Origin of the sequence: Terribacillus saccharophilus (assembly GCF_046592595.1) — a bacterium.
Classification (GTDB): domain Bacteria; phylum Bacillota; class Bacilli; order Bacillales; family Amphibacillaceae; genus Terribacillus; species Terribacillus saccharophilus_C.
On the sequence record NZ_JAWVPF010000007.1, the window covers coordinates 206,809 to 228,184 of the forward strand.

General features: G+C 40.2%; 22 protein-coding genes and 2 pseudogenes. 7 read left to right on the forward strand and 17 right to left on the reverse strand.

The window, feature by feature from the left end; translation table 11 throughout:
- Positions 1-29: 29 nt before the first annotated feature.
- The 13 genes and pseudogenes from SFC25_RS13590 to SFC25_RS13650 all read right to left on the reverse strand — a co-directional run bounded on the left by SFC25_RS13590 (position 30) and on the right by SFC25_RS13650 (position 10,655).
- Positions 30-353 (reverse strand): putative quinol monooxygenase, encoded by a 324-nt coding sequence (locus SFC25_RS13590; protein ID WP_411215793.1) that lies wholly within the window; start codon positions 351-353, stop codon positions 30-32.
- A gap of 163 nt (positions 354-516) precedes the next feature.
- On the reverse strand, positions 517-1,368 hold the full coding sequence (locus SFC25_RS13595; protein ID WP_411215794.1) for an SDR family NAD(P)-dependent oxidoreductase: 852 nt from the start codon (positions 1,366-1,368) through the stop codon (positions 517-519).
- Positions 1,369-1,633: 265 nt separating this feature from the next.
- Positions 1,634-2,227, reverse strand: a complete 594-nt coding sequence (locus SFC25_RS13600) for a TetR/AcrR family transcriptional regulator (RefSeq protein ID WP_411215795.1) — start codon at positions 2,225-2,227, stop codon at positions 1,634-1,636.
- A 534-nt stretch (positions 2,228-2,761) separates the two neighbouring features.
- The gene (locus tag SFC25_RS13605) at positions 2,762-3,391 is read right to left on the reverse strand and encodes a nitrite reductase (RefSeq protein WP_411215796.1); all 630 of its coding nucleotides are present in this window, start codon (positions 3,389-3,391) and stop codon (positions 2,762-2,764) included.
- Positions 3,392-3,415: 24 nt separating this feature from the next.
- Positions 3,416-3,661, reverse strand: coding sequence for a ferredoxin (locus tag SFC25_RS13610; RefSeq protein ID WP_411215797.1), 246 nt, complete (start codon positions 3,659-3,661; stop codon positions 3,416-3,418).
- A 273-nt stretch (positions 3,662-3,934) separates the two neighbouring features.
- Positions 3,935-6,352 carry a heavy metal translocating P-type ATPase gene (locus SFC25_RS13615; protein ID WP_411215798.1) on the reverse strand — a complete coding sequence of 806 codons (2,418 nt, stop codon included), beginning with the start codon at positions 6,350-6,352 and terminating at the stop codon, positions 3,935-3,937.
- A gap of 105 nt (positions 6,353-6,457) precedes the next feature.
- The gene (gene copZ / locus SFC25_RS13620) at positions 6,458-6,664 is read right to left on the reverse strand and encodes a copper chaperone CopZ (RefSeq protein WP_411215799.1); all 207 of its coding nucleotides are present in this window, start codon (positions 6,662-6,664) and stop codon (positions 6,458-6,460) included.
- A 305-nt stretch (positions 6,665-6,969) separates the two neighbouring features.
- Positions 6,970-7,278, reverse strand: a complete 309-nt coding sequence (locus tag SFC25_RS13625; protein ID WP_411215800.1) for a metal-sensing transcriptional repressor — start codon at positions 7,276-7,278, stop codon at positions 6,970-6,972.
- Between the two features lie 224 nt (positions 7,279-7,502).
- Positions 7,503-8,282 (reverse strand): sulfite exporter TauE/SafE family protein, encoded by a 780-nt coding sequence (locus tag SFC25_RS13630; RefSeq protein WP_411215801.1) that lies wholly within the window; start codon positions 8,280-8,282, stop codon positions 7,503-7,505.
- Between the two features lie 53 nt (positions 8,283-8,335).
- Positions 8,336-8,562, reverse strand: a pseudogene (locus SFC25_RS13635) (sulfurtransferase TusA family protein).
- Positions 8,563-8,581: 19 nt separating this feature from the next.
- Positions 8,582-9,706: an MBL fold metallo-hydrolase gene (locus SFC25_RS13640; RefSeq protein ID WP_411215872.1), complete on the reverse strand. Its 1,125-nt coding sequence runs from the start codon at positions 9,704-9,706 to the stop codon at positions 8,582-8,584.
- A gap of 34 nt (positions 9,707-9,740) precedes the next feature.
- On the reverse strand, positions 9,741-10,316 hold the full coding sequence (locus tag SFC25_RS13645) for a sulfurtransferase TusA family protein (protein WP_411215802.1): 576 nt from the start codon (positions 10,314-10,316) through the stop codon (positions 9,741-9,743).
- Positions 10,317-10,340: 24 nt separating this feature from the next.
- Complete coding sequence (locus SFC25_RS13650) at positions 10,341-10,655, reverse strand: rhodanese-like domain-containing protein (protein ID WP_411215803.1); 315 nt, start codon at positions 10,653-10,655, stop codon at positions 10,341-10,343.
- 472 nt (positions 10,656-11,127) lie between these two features.
- Between SFC25_RS13650 and SFC25_RS13655 the strand changes: the two genes are divergently transcribed.
- The 4 genes from SFC25_RS13655 (at position 11,128) to SFC25_RS13670 (ending at position 12,645) form a co-directional block, all read left to right on the forward strand.
- Positions 11,128-11,388 carry a metal-sensitive transcriptional regulator gene (locus SFC25_RS13655; protein ID WP_374075856.1) on the forward strand — a complete coding sequence of 87 codons (261 nt, stop codon included), beginning with the start codon at positions 11,128-11,130 and terminating at the stop codon, positions 11,386-11,388.
- 125 nt (positions 11,389-11,513) lie between these two features.
- Positions 11,514-11,741: a sulfurtransferase TusA family protein gene (locus SFC25_RS13660; protein WP_411215804.1), complete on the forward strand. Its 228-nt coding sequence runs from the start codon at positions 11,514-11,516 to the stop codon at positions 11,739-11,741.
- Positions 11,742-11,785: 44 nt separating this feature from the next.
- The gene (locus tag SFC25_RS13665; protein ID WP_411215805.1) at positions 11,786-12,265 is read left to right on the forward strand and encodes a DsrE/DsrF/DrsH-like family protein; all 480 of its coding nucleotides are present in this window, start codon (positions 11,786-11,788) and stop codon (positions 12,263-12,265) included.
- A 20-nt stretch (positions 12,266-12,285) separates the two neighbouring features.
- Complete coding sequence (locus SFC25_RS13670; RefSeq protein ID WP_411215806.1) at positions 12,286-12,645, forward strand: rhodanese-like domain-containing protein; 360 nt, start codon at positions 12,286-12,288, stop codon at positions 12,643-12,645.
- A 675-nt stretch (positions 12,646-13,320) separates the two neighbouring features.
- Here the strand turns inward: SFC25_RS13670 and SFC25_RS13675 are convergent.
- Positions 13,321-13,728: pseudogene (locus SFC25_RS13675) on the reverse strand (nitrite reductase); the annotation flags it as partial.
- A gap of 206 nt (positions 13,729-13,934) precedes the next feature.
- Between SFC25_RS13675 and SFC25_RS13680 the strand changes: the two are divergent.
- Positions 13,935-14,678 carry an amidohydrolase family protein gene (locus tag SFC25_RS13680; RefSeq protein ID WP_411215807.1) on the forward strand — a complete coding sequence of 248 codons (744 nt, stop codon included), beginning with the start codon at positions 13,935-13,937 and terminating at the stop codon, positions 14,676-14,678.
- Between the two features lie 85 nt (positions 14,679-14,763).
- Positions 14,764-15,228: a GNAT family N-acetyltransferase gene (locus SFC25_RS13685; RefSeq protein WP_411215808.1), complete on the forward strand. Its 465-nt coding sequence runs from the start codon at positions 14,764-14,766 to the stop codon at positions 15,226-15,228.
- A 770-nt stretch (positions 15,229-15,998) separates the two neighbouring features.
- On the opposite strand, the gene SFC25_RS13690 is transcribed toward SFC25_RS13685, so the two are convergent.
- From SFC25_RS13690 to SFC25_RS13700, 3 genes are all read right to left on the reverse strand, one after another.
- Positions 15,999-17,147 carry a glycerate kinase gene (locus SFC25_RS13690; RefSeq protein WP_411215809.1) on the reverse strand — a complete coding sequence of 383 codons (1,149 nt, stop codon included), beginning with the start codon at positions 17,145-17,147 and terminating at the stop codon, positions 15,999-16,001.
- A gap of 224 nt (positions 17,148-17,371) precedes the next feature.
- Positions 17,372-18,064: a GntR family transcriptional regulator gene (locus SFC25_RS13695; RefSeq protein WP_411215810.1), complete on the reverse strand. Its 693-nt coding sequence runs from the start codon at positions 18,062-18,064 to the stop codon at positions 17,372-17,374.
- A 164-nt stretch (positions 18,065-18,228) separates the two neighbouring features.
- Positions 18,229-19,329: a tartrate dehydrogenase gene (locus SFC25_RS13700; protein WP_411215811.1), complete on the reverse strand. Its 1,101-nt coding sequence runs from the start codon at positions 19,327-19,329 to the stop codon at positions 18,229-18,231.
- Between the two features lie 427 nt (positions 19,330-19,756).
- Here SFC25_RS13700 and SFC25_RS13705 point away from each other — a divergent pair, with 427 nt between their 5' ends.
- On the forward strand, positions 19,757-21,121 hold the full coding sequence (locus SFC25_RS13705; RefSeq protein WP_411215812.1) for a citrate:proton symporter: 1,365 nt from the start codon (positions 19,757-19,759) through the stop codon (positions 21,119-21,121).
- Positions 21,122-21,376: the final 255 nt, after the last annotated feature.

Consider the following 21,376-nt stretch of genomic DNA (forward strand, 5'->3'; position numbering starts at 1 on the left):
CTAATGTCTTTAACCCACTGTTTTTGCAATTACTGCGCTGGTCGGAACGGTTTCAGGAGTCGAATGCCTTCCTCAATGGATCCCTCCATCAGTTCTAAAAGCTGGGGCACAAGTTCCTGCATCCGGGGTGCGTTCAGGTGCCGATCGAGAGCATCTCGGTTTTCCCACCGCTCGTAGATGATAAATGTACCTGGCTGACCTTCTACCTCGTGAGCCTCGTAGTCAATATTGCCCAGGTCGTTGCGCGACGGGGTGATAGCAGCAGCCATGAATCCCTTCATCTCGGCTTCTCTTCCTGCTTTAGCTTTCGCCTCCCAGAGTACAGTAACGTAACGGTTCTTTGTATCGTTCATGATAATGCCTCCCTAATTTATAAAAACTTCGTCCGTTCATGTTTGAAATACCAGTGATTTATGACTTATTTTCATGCAGTTATAAGAGTTCAAAAGAAAGATTAAAGCCTTGGCCCGCAAAAACATCTTGACGAACATGTTTGTGACATCATTTATTCTCCCGTTACTGCAACTTCATCTGGTTGCGGAGCATCCAATCGAGTAGTTTATCCGGGAGAATGCGGACTAGCCGGATCAGCAGTGCCGAATCGCGACCAACCGTATAGCGAGTACGCGGCTTACTTACGTGGATCGCTCGTGAAACCACTGCTGCCACTTTCTCGGGGCTGATACCGTCCGTTGCCCACGTTTCAGCCTGAACCTTTACGGCATCAAAAAGGCGGTCATGTCGTCTGTGCTGATCTGGCGTCATTAACTTGGCCAGGCGCGCCGCTGTCGTAATCCCTTGTTCCGAAAGGCCAGTGCTGACCCCACCCGGAGTAATCATGATAACCTTTAATCCAAACGAGGACATCTCCCTGCGAAGACTGTCATTGATTGCTTCCATAGCATACTTTGCAGCCGAATAAATTCCGAAACCGGGCATGGAGACCTTTCCCCCAATAGAACCGATATTGACCACACGCCCACCGCTGTTCAGCAAAGCTGGGGTAAGCGCCTGAATAACCGCGACCTGTCCTATTACACTGACTTCGATCTGGCGGCGAAATTCATCGAGCGGAACCATCTCGAGTGGTGCATTCACGGCAATGCCGGCATTGTTGACCACTGCCCGCAAAGGGCGACCAAGCGGATCTTGTGCCACCCTTTCGGCCAGGGCCTTTAGTGTATCGATTTTGGTAACGTCGACGATTACCGGCTCGATATTTTTGCGTTTGATTTTTTCAGCATCTTCCTGACGACGAACTCCCGCCAAAACGTGAAATCCTTCAGCAGCGAGCTGCTCCGCGGTAGCTCTACCGATGCCGCTGGACGTACCTGTGACGATGACCAGTTCTTGAGTTTTGAATGGCATAGTAACCCTCCTAGGGTGGATAAAATATAAATCACTGTATAGCAGTGCTATACCGACATTATAGCACTGCTATACAGATCCGTCTATAGCAGTGCTATATACTTTTTGTAAGGGTTAACCCTGCAGTTCGAAACATCGTTTTGACGGGCGTTGGGTGATACACGACGTGTCACATTTCACTTGTTATACCACGAATCCTATAGAACTCCTTCAAATATAAAAAAAACCGCCATCAACCTGGAGGCCAGGTTAGATAGCGATTTTTTTATGTGTCTTCTGAATTAAGGCTTGAATCGGCGTCTTGATTTTGAATCAAAATAATCTGCATTACGCTTTCTCTAATGAGATCTACAACTTTGGGCTTTGGGGGAGGGGCTTTGCGAATTTGAGCCGTCACATACAGCCAAGAGGCCGTATTGGCGGAAGCCCAAACCAGATCAGCCGCAGCTTGGACTGACACAGCCAGTTTGCCTTCATCGGCGACTCTCTGAATATTTTGCACTAGTGCTTGGTACGACTGATCAGCCGCCTCGATATGGGCCCCCTCGAGCAACCGCCCCATCATCGCCGCATAAATCCGAGGACGGGCTGCCGCGAAGCTGACATAGTCATCCCATCCTTGACGAAGAGCCGTCTCTGGAATAGTAGACTCCACAGCGGCAATCTTGCTCTCGAATAACTGTTTGAATGCTTCCGCTATAGCTGCACTCAGGAGTCCATCGGCATTACCGAAATGGTGGTAAAGTGTAGGAGCAGTAACCTGCGCGATTGCAGTTACGGCTCGCGTCGAAAATTGGGTTCCGCCCTCCTCTTCGAGTACCCTAAGAGCAGCTGCCAATATTTTGTCATATGTGTTCATAGCTTCTATTATAGCAGTGCTATACACGTATGTCCATGATGAAAGTTCTATGCCTGTAACCATAATACCTGTCTTGGAAACAAGATGGGCACATACCTACATATAAATAAATACGTAAACGTAAACATTTACGTAATTTTATATCGAAGATGCTCAACCATCCGAAAGAGGTGATACTATGAACCAACGCCTTACGCAATTAGACCTATTCAGCGACACGCTGGAATTCTTAGATGTCAGCATCAGTGAGAACTGAACCATTTGAATGCAACAGATGATAAATTCCTTAACCATCATCTTTAAGCAGATCAACTCCCCTCACTTCTGTAAGAAATGGCTCATGAGTATGTCATAGACCATAAAACAGCTCCTGATGCCAAAACATTTCTACTCCTATGGGAGCTGTTAACCACCGGATGTTGTCAGAAAAGTACAGAAGCTTGTCGTCAGATGGTAACTAATTAAGCAAAAAAATCCGAACTAGTATGTAAATGCTTTTACTGGCATTGGCATAGGTTCGGATTATGTGTTTTGCTAAACCACTAACTGTTTTTTAAGATCATCTACTCCGTAGCGGTTAATAAATTTCACAAATGGCTCTCTCTTCTTGCCATGCTCAGAGTAGATATCTATCATTCTTTCAACCACTTGGTAAAGATTTTCAGGTTCCAGCTGCTCAAGGAATAACATACCCGTTTTAGCATCCTTACCTTTTGCTTTACCGCCAATGTATAAATCATATCCGTTTTTGAATTTCATAACGCCAATATCATTGACTAAGGGTTCCCCGCAGCCAATAGGGCAACCTGTATATGCGGGCTTTAGGGTAAAAGGAACTGATTTACCCGCTATTCTTTTATTCAGCTCGATGGCAACAGGCATCCCCTCTTTTTCTTCACCTTTACAGAAATTACAAGTTCTAAGACTTTTCACAACATTGCCTACCGGATAACAAGATAATCCTGCTTCTCTAAATTTCTCTTTAACAAATTCCACTTCAGATTCAAGTACATTTATATAAAGTTGCTGAAAGGTCGTAAGCTCTAGTTCATCTCCATCCTCCATATACGCAGCGATCACATGCAATTGCTTGGCATTTAATTTTGAACCAAACGATATGCCACCATTAACGGCCAATTTAATCCTCTTATCAGCTTGTTCCATATCAATACCCCCACTCTTATGTATTTAAATTAAATCGTATTTTAGAGGATCATCATCAAACGAATTATCTGCGACCTTTATCGAGCCTGTAGGACATCCTTGCAATGCGTCCATCATATCATCGTGATAAATCTCAAGGATCGGTATTATTCCTTCGTTCCCATCCCATACAGCAAATGCTGAACCTTCTTCATCATATTCATATATATCCGGAGCAGCTGCTCCACATGCTCCGCAAGCTATGCAAGTTTCTTTATCGACTATAAACAACGATATGCTCTCCTTCCCCAAGCCAATGTTTCTATATAAATAGCCATATACTTAAGGACCCGCCTGTTTTAAAAGCCATGCAGGGATTATAGCTGCATGGCTTCATCTACTAGTGATATCATAGTGCTCTTATCGCTAAGGATTGTTATTTTGAAATTCTACCCTGTAAACAAACTGTAGCCTAAGATGACGATACCAAGATACACTACAGCTGAAATCGCCCAAATCATAATGCTTCGTTTTGGATTCATAAGCTGCTCCTTCTTTCTGTAGTTATGCTTTTAACTTCGTCCGTTGCAATCTTAAGGCATTAAGTACAACAGATACAGAGCTGAATGCCATCGCTGCTCCAGCTAACCAAGGAGCCAGTAGACCTACCGCTGCGACTGGAACGCCCAGACTATTGTACGCAAGTGCCCAGAAAAGATTTTGCTTGATATTGGTGATTGTCTTCTTACTCATAAGAATTGCATCAGCAATGCTTGTTAGCTCCCCGCGAATCAGGGTGATATCGGCAGCTTCCATGGCTACATCGGTGCCCGTACCAATTGCCATCCCGATATCAGCAACGGCTAGAGCAGGTGCATCGTTTATTCCATCGCCCACCATCGCTACTTTTTTCCCAGCAAGCTGAAGTTTTTTCACTTCTTCGGCCTTGCCTTCTGGCAGCACTTCGGCAATGACTTGTTTTATGCCAACTTGCTCCGCTATAGCTTTAGCTGTTTGCGTGTTATCTCCTGTAATCATCACTACATCCAAGCCCATGGTATGCAATCGTTTGATGGCTTCTTTTGATGTTTCCTTGATCGTGTCCGCGACAGCAATAATACCAGCATAGTGACCTTCGATAGCTACCAGCATTGCCGTTTTACCCTGTTTCTCCAACTGCTCCATTTCTGTTAATACATCTTGTACGTTAATATCGAACTTGTTCATGAGTCTGCGTGTTCCAATTAATACCTGTTTATTGTCCACAGTCGATTGGATACCGTATCCTGGAATCGCTTCAAAGGTATGTGAGGATCCAAGCGCGATATCTTTCTCCTTAATGCCTTCGACGATTGCTTCAGCAAGAGGATGTTCGGAATTCCGTTCAGCAGTACCTACAAGCATCAGAAATTCGGTTTCATCGATTCCATCTGCCAACAAAACATCTGTCAAAGATGGTCTACCGTTTGTGACTGTACCTGTTTTATCCAGAATGATCGTGTCCAATCGATGTGTTGTTTCAAGATGTTCTCCGCCTTTGAACAAAATACCGAACTCAGCTGCACGACCAGAACCTGCCATGATGGAAGTCGGTGTTGCCAGGCCGAGTGCGCATGGACAGGCAATGACCAGAACGGCGATGAATTTTTCAAGAGCCTCGGCAAAATCCCCGGGACTTACGGCGAAAAACCAGATCAAGAACGTCACCAGTGCAATCCCGACAACAATTGGCACAAAAATACCTGAAATCACATCGGCCAACCGTTGTATTGGTGCTTTGGAACCTTGTGCTTCTTCAACCACTTTGATGATTTGGGCCAATGCAGTGTCTTTCCCAACTTTTGTTGCTTTTATTTTTAAGAACCCATTTTTATTGATTGTTGATCCAATCACACTATCCCCGATGGATTTATCTACCGGAATACTTTCGCCGGTTAACATGGATTCATCAAGCGCTGACTGCCCGTCGACAATCTCACCATCAACGGGTATCTTCTCTCCTGGTTTCACGTACACTATATCTGCTTCCAAAACCTCTTCGATCGGGATAATCATTTCTTGTCCATCACGAAAAACTGTTGCATTTTTCGCCTGTAATCCCATCAGCTTTTTAATAGCCTCGGACGAACGGCCCTTCGCTTTTGCTTCAAATAGTTTACCGAGTATGATCAACGTAATCAAAACCGCGCTTGTTTCATAATAAAGCTCAACCATATGACCATGAGATCCAAGGGATGCGATGCTCAAATACAGCGAATAAAAATAAGCAGCCGATGTACCTAAAGCAACCAGTACGTCCATGTTTGCACTCTTATTCCGTAACGCTTTATATGCTCCCACATAAAATTGTCTGCCTACGATGAATTGCACAGGCGTCGCAAGGGCGAATTGCACCCAAGGATTCATGAACATATCAGGGAGCCAGATGAAAGATGTAAACTCAAAATGACTGACCATTGCCCATAATAATGGGAGCGATAAAATCAAGGAAAATACAAACTTCCCTTGCTGTTTTACAATATCTTTTTGACGATGATCCACTCTATCCGTTTGTGTATCCTGCTTTTGTTCAAGGGCATATCCCAGTTTCTTTATCGATTCCTTCATATCAGGAACGGAAACTTGATCAGGGTAATATTCCACAACAGCAGATTCCAGTGCAAAGTTGACAGTCGCACGTTCTACTCCATCCAACTTATTCAAACGTTTCTCGATCTTATTTGCACAAGCCGAACAGGTCATGCCTGAGATATCAAAATCAGCCTTATCTGTTACAATGTCATAACCCAAGGATTGAACCTTTTCCTTGAATTTCTCAATATCAGTTACTTCTGCATCATATTTGATGTTTGTTTTCTCAAGGGCAAGATTGACGTTGGCTTGTTCCACACCTTCGACTTTGTTCAGCCCTTTTTCAATCCTCGTTGCACAAGCAGCACATGTCATTCCCGTAATCTGGAGAGTTGCTTCCTTTTGACTCAATGTTCTCACTCCTATCACCATATACCTAACGGGGGTATATTTGAATGTAAAAATCAGATCGTGCGCAGAAGACTGACACGATCCGATGACATTTTTATTTGAAGGTTAAGCAACGTCATATCCTTGTTCTTCAATTACATCTTTAATTTCTTGAAGGGTTACTGCATTTGAATCAAATGCCACTTCCACCTTTGCATCGTCCAAATTGACTTTCACATTATCCACACCATTTAGCTGACCTACATTTCCTTCTATAGAGTTAACGCAATGTGCGCAAGACATTCCTTCTACATTAAGTGTTACATGTTCCATTATAAAATCCTCCTTAAACATATGATTTGTTAAGATACAAGCATGTTACCATACCCTTGTAGGGTAATAAAGCGTTTTGGTTTATTTAGTGACATGGCATCAATTCTTTGCTGACCTTCTACTCTTCCCTTAAAAAGAGCCTATCTTGTAACTCCCTAGGATAATTCCCAGTTTACACGCAAATTATGCTGTGTTTTGATTCCATCACCTAATCGTCGTGATGACCTCACACCTCCAATATACATTACCCCCGTTAGGTATGTCAACAGTTTAATTTAAAGCCAGCATCCGATGGCTGGCTGTTATTAGGAAGATGCTTTAGAAAACCTTTTAAAAACATCCATCAATTCTTCAATGGCTCCTGCACCGTCTCCATCCTTAATCGCATCCGATACACAATGGTGTGTATGTTGCTCCAATAAATGAAAACCCACTTTATTCATCGCAGCATTGATGGCAGAGATTTGAGTAAGAATATCCACACAATAACGGTCGTTTTCGATCATACTTTGGATACCTCGCACCTGGCCTTCTATACGTTTCAAGCGTTTAATTAGCTGATCTTTATCATTAGTTGATCTATGAGTAACTTTAATTTCTTCGGCATTGTTCATTGCATTCACCTTCATTTCCTTTAAAGATATGCATATAATATCTCCTTGTACTCTACACGGGTACCATATTATTGTACCATATATAAGGAGAATTAGACGAATCTTAATGTCCAGGATAGGTATAGTAAGAATACTAAAGCGCTCAAACCTCACTAATTCAATTATAGCCCCATGAATCGAAACGACCTCCCCCCTTGTGGATGCAGTCTTTTCCATGCATATGTTCAGATCAGGATATCCATCCAAACTTTTATTGCCGTTGCTGTGATTAATAGAGTAAGTATTACCTTCAGTATTTTGACATTCATCTTCTTGCCGATCATCGTCCCTATTGGTGCAGCGATAAGACTAGCTAAGACAATAATAATCGCTGGAACAAGAGGTACTTGGCCTGTAGAAAGCTTCCCTGCAGCAGCACCGATAGATGAAATAAAAGTTATCGCTAAGGATGTCGCTAACGTCATACGTATAGGTATCTTTAATACAACTAACATAATCGGAACCAGTAAGAATGCTCCTCCAGCTCCTACAATCCCTGCTCCTATCCCTACCAAGAAAGATAACCCTGCTGCTAATCCTGTAGAAAATGTAACGTCGGACAGCTCCAGATCATCCTTCCCCCTCTTAGGGACAAACATCATTATTGATGCAATTATAGCTAATATTCCATATACAAAGTTGATGCCTTCTTCAGATAAGAGACGTGAACCAAAGCTTCCAATAAAACTTCCAACCAAGACAGCAATCCCCATGGTCAGTATAAGACGTTTATTCAAGTAATTTCCCTTACGGTAAGCGAATACTCCCGAAAGTGTCGAAAAGAATACTTGAACAGCCACAATCCCGGATACTTGATAAGCGTTGAAACCCGTGTATCCTAATAAGACAGGTACATATAATAATAAGGGGTAATTTATGATTGCCCCGCCGACTCCAAGCATACCGGAAAGCAGCGAACCAATTAGACCTATGACAAATAGAATCAAAATGAAGGCGACATCCATTCTGCTGCTCCTCTCTTACTAAAAAAAGAGGGAGTAACTCTCCCTCCTCTGAATTAACCTTTTTTAATCCAAAATTTCAATAAGCCATCTTCTTCTTTATCTTGCAGTAACTCATAGCCGCCAGATTTCGCCCATGCGCTTAGATCAGCTTTTGAACCTTTATCAGTCGCATGTATTTCCAGAACATCTCCCGTATTAGTTCATTCATTGCTTTCTTTGTTTTGACTACCGGCATTGGACAGGTAAGTCCTTTTGCATCTAATACTTTATCACTGACCATTTTTTATTATCTCCTTTATTTAATTATGAATGGCACAGCGGTTCGGACCAATCTCCATTTCGCTTTGTTCGTCAGCTTTCGGGCTAATTTTGCCCATATTTGTTTGTCTAATTTCTTGATATGCATTCGGCTGAGGTGGCAGATTTTCTGATACAGCTTGACGGAATGCTTTTTCATCCATGTTTAACCCAATATTTTTTTCAAATAAATCCCCAAGTTTAGCCTGTACCTCTCCGTTCTTCCCTAACTCACTTGGATTGCTAAAATGTGCAGGAAGAACGATTAGCTCATCATTTAATTGTTTATACGTATCATAAAGTGTATTACGCAAGTCATCTGCCCAGTCCCCTGCTTTTCCAGCAAGATCCGGACGTCCAATGGATTCCACAAACAAAATATCTCCGGTCAGCAAGTACTTATCATCCACAATTAAACTAGTACTTCCAACTGTATGTCCTGGTGAATAGATAGACTGCACACGCACAGTAGCTCCACCTACCTGCAAATCTTTCCCTTCTTCTAACGCCTCATAGGCAAACTGAACTTCCTCTGCATCTTTTGGAGGCAAATGATAAGCTGCTTCCGTCTTTTCACGCAAGAGGCGTCCTCCAGAAATATGGTCAGCATGAAGATGAGTATCTGCAACATGTTTGATTGTGATGTTTTTCTCTTTAGCGAAATCAATATAATTATCTACAGACCTGCTGCTGTCAACGATGAGTGCCTCACCATCAGATTCAATAAAGTACGAGAGACAGCCTTTGCCAACACGAACAAACTGATAGATGGATCCACCATTGCTTAGGTCCCCAATCTTTACAGGGTTAAGATACTCGCTCCAAGCTCTCATTCCACCCTGTAAAACGAGCACATCTTCAAAACCAGCTTCATCCAACATTTCTGCTACCATTTCGGATGATCCTTGTTTTGCACATACGACAAGCAAATCTTTATCTTTTGGTATTTTATCAACGATTTCTTCGACACCTTCAATTAAATCGAAGTACGGCACGTTCAAATATTCAATATGAAAGCCTTCAATTTTCCAATCACCAAATGCATCTTGGTTCCTTACATCCAGAATAAATAATGGTTCCCTACTTAATACCTTTGCTGCTGCTTCTTTGGCGGTAATTAATTTCATCTCTTTTTCCTCCTCAATACTTGTACCATTTAGATTATTTTTGAACTTTGTCAATGGGGCCGGTCCACTCCGCCATACCCTGGACAGCATTCTTGATATGTTTGAATCCTTTTTCCTCCATTTGTAAAGAAGCCAAATCACTGCGACTTCCTGTACGGCAGACAACATATATTTCTTTATCTTTGCTGATCTCGTCCATACGATCTTCCAGTTCTCCTAATGGAATAGAAACTGCTCCTGGTATATGACCAAATGTATATTCAGCTGGCTCCCGAACATCCAGAATTACGACGTCTTCCCCTGATTCCAGCTTCTGAATAATTTCTTCGTTTTGAACGGTATGAGGGAAGTTTTTATCTTCTTTCGCTTCTGCATCACCTGATTTGCGGAGGTAGTGTTTCAGTACCTCTCCTTCCTCTGTTGAACCGAGATACTGGTGACCGCTGCTTTTTGCCCAAGCTTGAATATCTGCCAGAGAACCTTTGTCAGTGGCCTGAACCTCGATAACCTGTCCTGGCATGACCTCTTTCATCGCTTTCTTCGTTTTGACGATTGGCATCGGACAAGCTAGTCCTTTCGCATCCAATACATGATCTGTTTTAATACTCATTCTTCATATCCCCCTATTTAGGTTTTATTCTGTTTCACTTTCCCAGTCATTCATGCCACCTGTCATATTCTTCACTTTGAACCCTTTATCTGCTAACCACTCTGCAGCCAACCCACTACGATTTCCGGATCTGCATACCATGATGTATTCCTTATCTTTATCCAAATCGTCTAACCGAGTTAGGACTTCTCCCAATGGGAGGTGCTTCGCTCCTGGTATTCTTCCCAGAGCTATTTCGTTGCGTTCTCTTACATCAATAATGTGAAGTTTCTCTTTCCTCTCTAGACTCTCTGCCACTTGTGTTGGCAAAATTGTTTCAATTTCAGGTTTTGTACTCATATTGTTTCTCCTTATATAATTTGTGTGGTAAGAACTTGACGTCCCAACTCTAAAATACCCCAATAGGTATATTTTCGTGCAAAAAAAATAACTCACTAGAAGTTTGATTTGTCCATCAAATACCCATGAGGGTATATTAGCAAACGAAAAAATTGCTGTCAACAACTTAAATTATGCACCTATCTTCTTCTTAGTCTTACTTATTTTAGAATGATAATGAAAATTGACTTGATACCTACAAGGGTATATATTGAGTTTAGTAATATTCTGCCACCCAATTCTATTTGAGATTGATGACTTGAACCTTGCGCTTCTAATCTTTCCACTGCTTGCCTCTTTGTTTATAGAGATACTTCATGTATGAAACATTCCTTGAAGCAATATCTTGTATTCACTAATCAATCAAGTGGTAAGAATAGACTGACACGATTGTAAATACAGCACAATTAAACTTAATTTTGGAGGAAACCTTATGAAATATGATAACCAAAGTAAAAATAGAATAAAACGTATCGAGGGACAGTTACGCGGTATCTTAAAAATGATGGAAGAAAATAAAGATTGTAAGGACGTTATAACACAGCTAAGCGCTACAAGAACTGCGATTGACCGCACTATTGGTGTAATTGTGAGCTCTAACCTAGTGGAATGTGTTCGAGAAGCTAACGAAAACGGGACAGAAGCTGACGAGTTGGTGAAGGAAGCTGTAAATTTGTTAGTTAAAAGCCGATAAGTAAAAATTAGTGGGGTTGACTTTCATCCTCACGCCCTTTAATATACCCCTATGGGTAATTAAGATATTTTTTTAAAGAAAATAATACCCCTATGGGTAAATTGAAATGTTGGAGGAATTTATTTATGCAAAGTACTAAAGTGTTAGATGCCAAAGGACTAGCTTGTCCCATGCCAATCGTCAAAACAAAAAAAGCGATAAATGAGCTAAATACAGGAGATGTGTTGGAAGTTCATGCAACTGACAAAGGGGCAAAAGCAGATCTCAGCGCATGGGCGAAATCCGGCGGCCATGAATTACTGCAAGATACAGAAGAAGATGGCGTATTGAAATTTTGGATTAGAAAAGCATAACAAATTATACCTGCACAGGTACCAAAGAATGGGAGAAATGAAAAATGTCAGAAACGAAACGTACTACCATCGTTTTATTTAGCGGTGATTATGATAAAGCAATGGCAGCGTATATAATTGCCAACGGGGCCGCAGCTTATGACCATGAGGTGACAATATTTCACACATTTTGGGGATTAAATGCACTTCGAAAAGCTGAAAATGTAACAGTCAACAAAGGATTTCTGGAGAAGATGTTTGCAAAAATGATGCCCAGAGGCGCAGATAAAATGGGTCTATCCAAGATGAACATGGCTGGAATGGGTCCTGAAATGATTAAAAAAGTAATAAAAAAACACAATGCAATGACCCTTCCGCAGCTCATAGAAATGGCGCAGGAGCAAGACGTCAAACTCGTTGCTTGTACGATGACAATGGATTTACTGGGACTGCAAAAAGAAGAATTGTTAGATGAGATTGAATATGCAGGAGTTGCTGCATATCTTGGTGATGCTGAAGACGGCAACGTAAATCTATTTATCTAACATCGATTGGAGAGAAAACCTTGGAGTTTATCATATACTTCATCATTGCTCTAATTGTCTATTTTGTCATAAGGAATCACTTCTCGAACAAAGCTGCTAAACAAATTGGCACTATGGAACTGAGAGGTATTTTAAAAGACAAGAACAAACAGTTTATCGATGTGCGTACCTCTGCTGAGTACAAAGCAAACCATATTAAACAATTCAAGAATATTCCACTTCATGAATTGAATAGCAAAGCTTCGAACTTAGATCAAAATAAAGAAGTAGTTGTCATCTGTCAAAGCGGGATGCGAAGTTCACAAGCTGCAAAAGTGCTTAGAAAGATGGGCTTCAATAGAATAACCAATGTCAGAGGCGGGATGAATACCTGGCGTTAATAGTTAGGACACAAATCATATAGTGCCAATCGAAAGAAATGGAGCGTGAGTGTTGAATACTCACGCTCCATTTTCTTTGAGTAGGTAAAGTAAGGTTCTCTCATCTGCAGAAAATCTGGATGATCCTTAGTATTTTACTTTTGGTCATTTATACTTATGATCATATTAAGATTATCAATTTGGACCTGTGATCTCCACCTTATTCTAAGGTATTAGTTACTGTGGGTTAAAGTGTGGATATTGAATTCAACTTTACTAAAATGAGATTTAACTACTCATTCGATGAAAATTTGCATTCCAGTAGATAAAAACGCTCACCACTAATTACATGACTATTAGATAGTTCTTTACGCTAGTGAGAAACTTTATCCTCAGCTGGTGATACAGTTTGGTATGGGGCTCTCATGCCAATTGTTGTAAACGGTGGAGACAATTAATTCCCTTGAAGGTGGCTCCCTTGTATCAACAAAGAAGACATTTATGAAGTGCATATAACAGCTCCTGATGCCCAAAATATTTCTGTTCCTATGGAAGCTGTTAACCGCTGGATGTTGTTTAAAATGCAGAAGCTTATCGTCAGATAGTACTAATTATGCAAAAAATCCGAACTAATATGCTTTTACCGGCATTTACATAGGTTCGAATTGTTTTTTTCAATTACTTTTATGCCATTATCTAAACCACACTCTTTTTTTTAAGATCATCTACTCCGTAGCGGCTGATAAATTTAAAAAATGGCTCTCTCTTCTTGCCATGCTCAGCGTAGAGGTCTATCAATCTTTCTACCACTGGTATATATTATCAGGTTCCAGCTGCTCGAGGAATAACACGCCCGTTTTTGCATCCTTACCTTTTTGCCTTACCACCAATGTATAAATCATATCCGTTTTTGAATTTCATAACGCCAATATCATTGACTAACGGTTCTCCGCAGCCAACCGGGCAACCAGTATATGCCGGCTTTAGGGTAAAAGGAACAGATTTACCTGCTATTCTTTCATTCAGTTCGATGGCAACAGGCATCCCCTCTTTTTCTTCACCTTTACAGAAATTACAGGTTCTAAGACTCTTCACAAAATTGCCTGTTATTTTGGAATTCTAACTTGTAAACAAACTGTAGCCTAAGATGACGATACAAAGATTCACTCAGCTGAAATCGCCCAAATCATAATGCTTCGTTTCGGATTCATATAACTGCTCCTTCTTTCTGTAGTTATGCTTTGTGTAATTGATCTTAATTTTCAATCTATACTGTATGTGTTATCCTTTCCATGAAAGGGGAATTTTATATGAGACTATTTGATTCGCATTTTCACATAATAGACTTTGATTATCCTGTTATTGAAAATCAAGGATATACCCCACCTAGCTACGTTACAGAAGATTATCGTAAAGAGACTGCTGACTTGAATGTATTGGGTGGAGCAATTGTGTCTGGATCGTTTCAAGGTTTTGATCAGGAATACTTACTGAAGGCACTTAAACAAATGGGAGAAGCTTTTTGTGGCGTCACACAGTTACCTTACACTGTAACAGATGAAGAAATCTTAAAATTACATAACCATGGAGTAAGAGCATTACGATTTAATATTAAACGGGGCGGATCGGAGGATTTGTCTAAACTTGATTACTTTGCAAGAAGAGTTTACGATTTGGCCGGATGGCATAGCGAACTTTATATTGATGCAAAACAATTGCCCGAAATTGCATCAACCATTGTGAAACTACCTGCTATTTCAATTGATCACTTAGGATTGTCAGAAGAGGGGCTAACACATCTTTTAAGATTAGTAGATAAAGGCATACACGTAAAAGCTACAGGGTTTGGACGAGTTGAACTAAATATTGAAAACGCTTTAAAGTCTATATATAAAGTAAACCCTGATGCTCTTATGTTCGGTACAGATTTACCATCAACAAGAGCCAAGAGGCCTTTTGAATACAAAGACATTGAATTAGTTCAGAGTTTATTTGATGATCAAGCTACTGATAAGATTTTGTATACAAATGCCATGAAATGGTATTTCAGGTAATTTATTTCACAATAAATAATATTTTATTGCGCCCCTTAGTCCAATGAAAGTTGCAATAGGTTACTAATATAAGAAGGTGATCTTAATGAATTTGAATCAGGTTATATTTAGAGAGGCAAAAATTCAAGATCTTGACAGAATAGTGTATCTCCTATCAGATGATGTTCTAGGAAGTAAGAGAGAAAACTATAAACAACCATTGCCTGATACTTACTTAGATGCATTTCACTCAATAAACTCCGACCCAAATAATGAATTGATAGTAGCCTGTTATGGGAATGATATTATCGGTGTCCAGCAGATTACGTTTACTCCTTTCATTACTTATCAAGGCGGATGGAGAGCTACAATTGAAGGTGTTCGAACTGCACCTATCGAACGTGGAAAAGGTGTAGGATCTGAAATGATTAAATGGGCAATTCACCGTGCAAAAAAACGCAGATGTCACTTAGTTCAATTAACTACAGATAAAAATAGACCCGAAGCACTTCATTTTTATGAAAAGCTGGGATTTAAACCATCACACGAAGGCTTAAAATTACATCTGTAACGAAAGCCCTGCCCAAATGCAATATATTTTAACCTAACTCTGATCCAACATTAGAGTGGACCAATAACATCGCTACTCAAAAAGTTATCATGACAAAAGGAGTTATCCATCTCTTCTCAGTAGATATTTATACCACCATTATAGTTACTGAACTTCAATACTTGAACTCCTATGTATTGAAAACCCTACATCAGCAATTTATTTTTTGATTATACCACTAGAGGTTGTTGAAACCATCTAGTGGTGCATTGGCTGCACGTTGTTATGATGCAAACCCCAAACAATGTTAGATAAAAAGCATTGTTGCGAGTGGAAAACCAAGTGATAGAACCTAATAATATCTTATATTTCAGAAAAATTATTTTAGCATTTTACCGCCATTCTTGGATCACTCTCTATCAAGTGCTATAAGCACTATGCTTAATTCCATATTACCACTCTTCTTAAGAGATCAATTCGGCAATGAAATATTGGATCTGAAGTTGGCCGCCATTGCTTAAGAATTTTAAAATGTAAATGACTTTCAATCAACTACAATTAATCACTTCAGAATATTACCACTCAACTTTTTTCCTCTTAAATAGTCCGGAAAAGTATACCTAATACCAAGAACGTTTTAAAAAAACTCCTATACGTTTTCGAACGTTCTTTTAGGTATAAAATTTATTTAACTCAAAGCGATCATAAAAGTACTTTTATGACCGCTTCGGTCTAATTGAAGTTGACTCCAGTTTTTTGGAGGTTGGAAAGCAAAATGCTTCCACCCACTTTTATATTACGTTATTAACTGATTTAATTAGACGAAATAGCTGGTTTGCTGTCAATTTAAGGTTTTTATAAGCTACTTCAGTGTTCATTGCTTCTTCTAAACTCATTGGAGTATTTACAATAGAGAAATAAGAAGTGATACCATTCCCGTTTAAAATACCTGTTTTCTCTGTAACACTGCCTGCTAAGGCTATAACCGGTATGTCGTATCTTTTGCCCAAGCGAGCCACCCCCAAAGGAGCTTTTCCCCTAGAAGTTTGCGCATCAAGTTTTCCCTCTCCGGTAATTACAAAGTCAGCTCCCTGAATTTGCTTCTCCATCTCGATAATTTCTAGAACTAAATCTATCCCAGACTGCAGCTCGCCATTCAGGAACCCGCCAAATGCAGCTCCTAATCCACCAGCTGCACCTGCACCTGGGATATCATTAATATTTTCTCCAAGCATTTGATAAGCAGCAGAGGAAAATTGCTTTAGTCCCTCATCAAGCTGTTGTATCATCTCACTCGTCGCGCCTTTTTGAGGTCCGAATACATGACTCGCACCTTCAGAGCCGTATAAAGGATTATCTACATCACAAGCCACTTTAAATGAACATTCCTTCAATCTACTGTCTGCATTAGAACTATCTATTCTGTAGACTTCCTTCAGCTCTTTTCCACCTAAACCAGTTTCTTTCTCCTTTTCGTTTAAGAAACGATACCCTAATGCTTGCAGCATCCCCATGCCGGCGTCATTTGTAGCACTGCCACCTAGACCTATTACAAACTCTCGACATCCTCTATCCATGGCATCTTTTATAAGTTCTCCAACGCCATATGTGGTTGTAAACAATGGGTTTCGCCGATCGTTCGGAACGAGTGGCAAGCCGCATGCTTCGGCTACTTCTATGACCGCTGTCTTTCCGTCATCTAAGGTACCATAAGTTGCCTGAACCTTATTCCTATAAGGTCCTAAAACTTCTTTTACTATAAGTGTGCCGTTGGTTACTTGCACTAATGTCTCCACAGTGCCTTCTCCTCCGTCAGCTAAAGGCATTAACAAGATTTCCGATTCAGGATAAACATCTTTTATTCCTGCTGCAATAGCCTCACTTCCCTTTCTTGAAGAAATGCTTCCTTTAAATGAATCAATTGCAATAAGTACTTTCAATCTTATCCCCACCCCATCCCTATAATGAAAGGAAAAACAAAAATGTAATGTTACTTATGCTAAGGATCTATTGTAAGCTTTGTTCTGCATACCAAATTTAAATGAATTAAGTAAGAAGACCAAGTAAAGTTTCACAGATTCATCAAATCTATAGGATTTACACCTGTTTTAACTGAATTCCTTTCAAAACTATATTGGAACGTATTTTGTAAGTGAACAACTTTTCAATGCTTTTCAGTAATTACCTTCAGTATTTCCTTACGCGCTCGATTTCTGTGTGACTGCATCAGTACACTGGCGGCGGTTCCATCCTTAGCCCTCATACATGAAATAATCGCTTTATGCTCAGTGATCGAGTGAAATGGAACAGGACGATTATCAATCGTTAATAACCTTGCCCTATATATTTGGTCAGAAAGAGTATCAATAATTGCTCTTAGACGTTTGTTTTTTGAATAATCGATTATTTGGTGATGAAAATGATCATCCAGCCTTGCCCACTTTTTTAAATCACGTTCTTCAAGCGCCTCTTCTTGAAGCCTTATCGATGTTTCAAGTCCTGTTATTTCCGATTCGCCTACTTTTTCAGTGGCCAGGCTAACAGCTAGCGCATCTAGCGTTTCTACGATTTCATATATTCGCTTGAGATCCTCCTTCTCGATCGGTTTTACGATAAACCCTCGTCTAGGAATAAGCTGTACCATCCCCTCCGTTTCCAAGCGCACAAGCGCTTCTCTAACAGGAGTTCGGCTCATTTGCAGTACTTCAGCCATTTCCCTCTCCAATATTGTTGTTCCTGGTGGAAGAATTAAATCACGAATAGCTAGTCGAACTACATGATAAGCCCTTTGTGGCAATCGATAATCCCCTGTTCCTTCTAGATTATCGATAAGTTTTTCTATCTTGCTATTATCCATTTATATCACCTATCCAATTACTTTGTTTATAACCTTTGCTTTTACAATATACCATTACACTATACATTGATTATAATCAAAGAATCAGTGAGATAAATTGATTTAATTGAGTAAACACTGCTATTAGAAAATGGCTGTGGTAAGAAAACGCCACAGCCATTTTTTTAATTTTTTGCTTCTTTGACTATATTGAGATTCTTTATGATAGCATTCGTAATTTCTTCTGTATTAAATTCTCCACCAAGGTCTCGAGTGAGGATACCTTGTTGCGTGGTTTTAGCAATCGCTTTATTAATCAAATTTGCTTCTTCTTTTAATCCGAGATGTTCAAGCATAAGGGAAGCACTTCCTATAGCACCAATAGGATTAGCAATTCCTTGTCCAGCAATATCTGGCGCTGATCCGTGCACAGACTCAAACATGCTTGGTGCAGTACCCTCGGGATTTATATTAGCACTGGCTGCTAACCCGAGACTCCCCGCTAAGGCACTGCCTAAATCAGAAAGAATGTCTGCGAATAAGTTAGAAGCCACCACAACATCGAGTTCTTCTGGCTTTAAAACAAATTGAGCTGCCGCCGCATCCACTAGCCACTGATCAGTTTCGACATCTGGATATTCTTTACTTACACGATTAAATACCTCATCCCACAGCACCATTCCATATTGTTGTGCATTACTTTTTGTGATACTAGTAACTTTCTTTCTTTTTCTGGTGCGTGCCAGTTCAAAAGCATAACGGATAATACGCTCACAACCATGTTCTGTAAACAGAGCTGACTGTACAGCAACTTCCTTTCCAGAACCGCGTCCGGAGAAGTTACGCCCGCCAATACCAGAATATTCCCCCTCAGAGTTTTCTCGAATCAATACCCAATTTAATGAATCAACATCAGGATGATTAAGGCGTCTCGGGACTCCAGGAAGAAACTCAATTGGTCGAATATTAGCCCACTGATCAAACCCCTGACAGATAGCCAAACGAAGCCCCCATAAACTGACGTGATCCGGTACACCTGGAAAGCCAACAGCGCCAAAATAGATGGAATCATAGTCTCTTAATTTTTCGACTCCTCCATCCGCCATCATTTTGCCATGTTCCAAGTAATATTCGCATCCCCACGGGAAGAAATCGCTTTCAATTTTGAATTTGCCATTAGAAGCGTCTGCTAAATGATTAATTACACGTAGTCCAGCCTCTACTACTTCCGTACCAATGCCATCACCAGGGATTACCGCCAAACGAATAGTTTTTGTATCAGTCATTTGCTCTCCTCCTCCCCAACTCACCAAATATAGTGACTTGGGTTAATATGGAACTTGATAGTACATATATTAATCAACGCATGCATTAAAGTCAATAAATATTGTCTTTTATTTAATTTCTAGATTTAATTGACATCTATGTATACGTTATATACAATTCAATTTAAGTGATTTCTTAAAACTGAGATTATAAAAGGAGGTTTTGTATACGCTTACACATATGTATTTGATTACTTTCTGCTCTATAATAACTTAACCGTATTTGAAATGAAAAATTTTGTATGCGTTTTCACATGGACGGGAATGTCCAAATCTCTAAAGGTAACTAACTATAAAAGGATCAGTTTTAGTTAGTTACCTTCATAAGTTTCCAATTAATTATGCAATGTTCGTATGTCCTAATCCCATATTTCAGGAGATGGTATGTATGTTGACATTCTTAGCATTATCGATGATCGTCGTCTTTATTGTCCTTCTCTCGAAGAATAAATTAACTGTTTTTGGTGCATTAACGATTGTCCCATTCGCCTTTGGAGTTATCTCTATTTTTATTACAGGAGCGTCCCTGCTAGACCTTTTTGATTGGATTAAGGAAGGTATTCTGTATAGCGTTGATGAAGAAACAGGAGAAGTGTCGATGGGAGTTATTTCCCCAGCCATCGTTATATTGTTTGCGGTATTGTACTTTGGTGTAATGCTTAATGTTGGCCTGTTTGACCCTTTGTGTGAGTTTTTTATCAAGAAAGCCAAAGGTGATCCCTTAAAAGTAACAATCGCCACCGTTCTGACTGCTACTGCAGTCACAATGAATGGCGACACTACTACTACCATCATCATTTGTATTGCTGCTTTCCTCCAGCTCTATAAGCAAATGAACATTAAGTTAATTTACTTGGCTGTCATAATCGTTACACCGATTGGTATCTTTAATCAGCTACCGTGGGGTGGACCAACAATAGCAGCAAGTACCGCTATGGGAGTAAATATTAGTGAACTATTTGCTGATTTGTTGCCCGGTATGATTTTAGCAGAGGTATTCGCTATCGGAATGGCTTATTTCATCGGTCTTAAGGAAAGAAAAAGATTGAACTTCAACCCGAAAACTGCCAAAGACATTTCACCAGAGGACATGCAAGAAATGTTAAATGCAATACGTCTTAAAGACCCTGAATTAAAGCGACCTAAGCTATTTTTCTTCAATTTGATCCTCACCTTGATAATTTTAGTCATGCTGATATTGGATGTTGCACATGGCGGGGTACTCTTCGGTATTGGTGCAGCAATCGCTCTAACAGTCAATTATAGAACCGCGAAACTTATCAATCAACGTCTCGATGACTTAGCAGCAGATTCCTTAGCACCCGCATTAGCCACTTTAGCTGCTGGTGTATTCTCCGGCGTATTAACAGGAAGCGGTATGTCAACCGCCTTGGCTATGTCGATTACAGCTATTATTCCTGAATCGCTTGGATCGAATATGGCACCAATATACGCATTGATATCAGCACCTGCAATAACCTTCCTTCCACAAGACGCATTCTACTTTGGTATCGCTGGTGTAATGGCCGATGTTATGGCACAGTACGGAATAACGGCAAGTGAAGCAGCAGTAGCATCTATGGTCGGTCAAGCGTTCCGACTCATCTCTCCAGTTATCCCAGCTTTGTACATGTTAGTAGCATCAACGGAAACAAACTTTATAGATTTTCAGAAGAAATATGTCATCTATGCTTGGCCAATCATATTTATCTATTTAATTACGTATATTTTAACCGGTGCCTTACCAATTTAAATGATAGCAACTTCATAAGAAACGAAGGAAAGGCGGACATTGCCTTTCCTTCGTTTCTTAATGTGAACTTACAGCTTATATTACAACTGAAATAGATTACTTCTATCCAGAAGATTAAAAGATAATGATATTCATCCAATCCAATGATTCATATAAGCCGCAGAGTGTTATTCGTTTTAGCATTTAAACACGGTCTTGTTATTCAGTATTATGTTGGAGTATACGAGTTCGATCATTCAAAATGGCTTAAGTCAA

Coding starts and splice junctions, on each gene's coding strand:
- SFC25_RS13660 (WP_411215804.1), top strand. CDS start 11,514: ATGCAAAGTACTAAAGTGTTAGATGCCAAAGGACTAGCTTGTCCCATG.
- SFC25_RS13665 (WP_411215805.1), top strand. CDS start 11,786: ATGTCAGAAACGAAACGTACTACCATCGTTTTATTTAGCGGTGATTAT.
- copZ (WP_411215799.1), bottom strand. CDS start 6,664: ATGGAACATGTAACACTTAATGTAGAAGGAATGTCTTGCGCACATTGC.
- SFC25_RS13685 (WP_411215808.1), top strand. CDS start 14,764: ATGAATTTGAATCAGGTTATATTTAGAGAGGCAAAAATTCAAGATCTT.
- SFC25_RS13705 (WP_411215812.1), top strand. CDS start 19,757: ATGTTGACATTCTTAGCATTATCGATGATCGTCGTCTTTATTGTCCTT.
- SFC25_RS13680 (WP_411215807.1), top strand. CDS start 13,935: ATGAGACTATTTGATTCGCATTTTCACATAATAGACTTTGATTATCCT.
- SFC25_RS13595 (WP_411215794.1), bottom strand. CDS start 1,368: ATGCCATTCAAAACTCAAGAACTGGTCATCGTCACAGGTACGTCCAGC.
- SFC25_RS13645 (WP_411215802.1), bottom strand. CDS start 10,316: ATGAGTATTAAAACAGATCATGTATTGGATGCGAAAGGACTAGCTTGT.
- SFC25_RS13640 (WP_411215872.1), bottom strand. CDS start 9,706: ATGAAATTAATTACCGCCAAAGAAGCAGCAGCAAAGGTATTAAGTAGG.
- SFC25_RS13655 (WP_374075856.1), top strand. CDS start 11,128: ATGAAATATGATAACCAAAGTAAAAATAGAATAAAACGTATCGAGGGA.
- SFC25_RS13700 (WP_411215811.1), bottom strand. CDS start 19,329: ATGACTGATACAAAAACTATTCGTTTGGCGGTAATCCCTGGTGATGGC.
- SFC25_RS13630 (WP_411215801.1), bottom strand. CDS start 8,282: ATGGATGTCGCCTTCATTTTGATTCTATTTGTCATAGGTCTAATTGGT.
- SFC25_RS13590 (WP_411215793.1), bottom strand. CDS start 353: ATGAACGATACAAAGAACCGTTACGTTACTGTACTCTGGGAGGCGAAA.
- SFC25_RS13650 (WP_411215803.1), bottom strand. CDS start 10,655: ATGAGTACAAAACCTGAAATTGAAACAATTTTGCCAACACAAGTGGCA.
- SFC25_RS13600 (WP_411215795.1), bottom strand. CDS start 2,227: ATGAACACATATGACAAAATATTGGCAGCTGCTCTTAGGGTACTCGAA.
- SFC25_RS13625 (WP_411215800.1), bottom strand. CDS start 7,278: ATGAACAATGCCGAAGAAATTAAAGTTACTCATAGATCAACTAATGAT.
- SFC25_RS13695 (WP_411215810.1), bottom strand. CDS start 18,064: ATGGATAATAGCAAGATAGAAAAACTTATCGATAATCTAGAAGGAACA.
- SFC25_RS13605 (WP_411215796.1), bottom strand. CDS start 3,391: ATGGAACAAGCTGATAAGAGGATTAAATTGGCCGTTAATGGTGGCATA.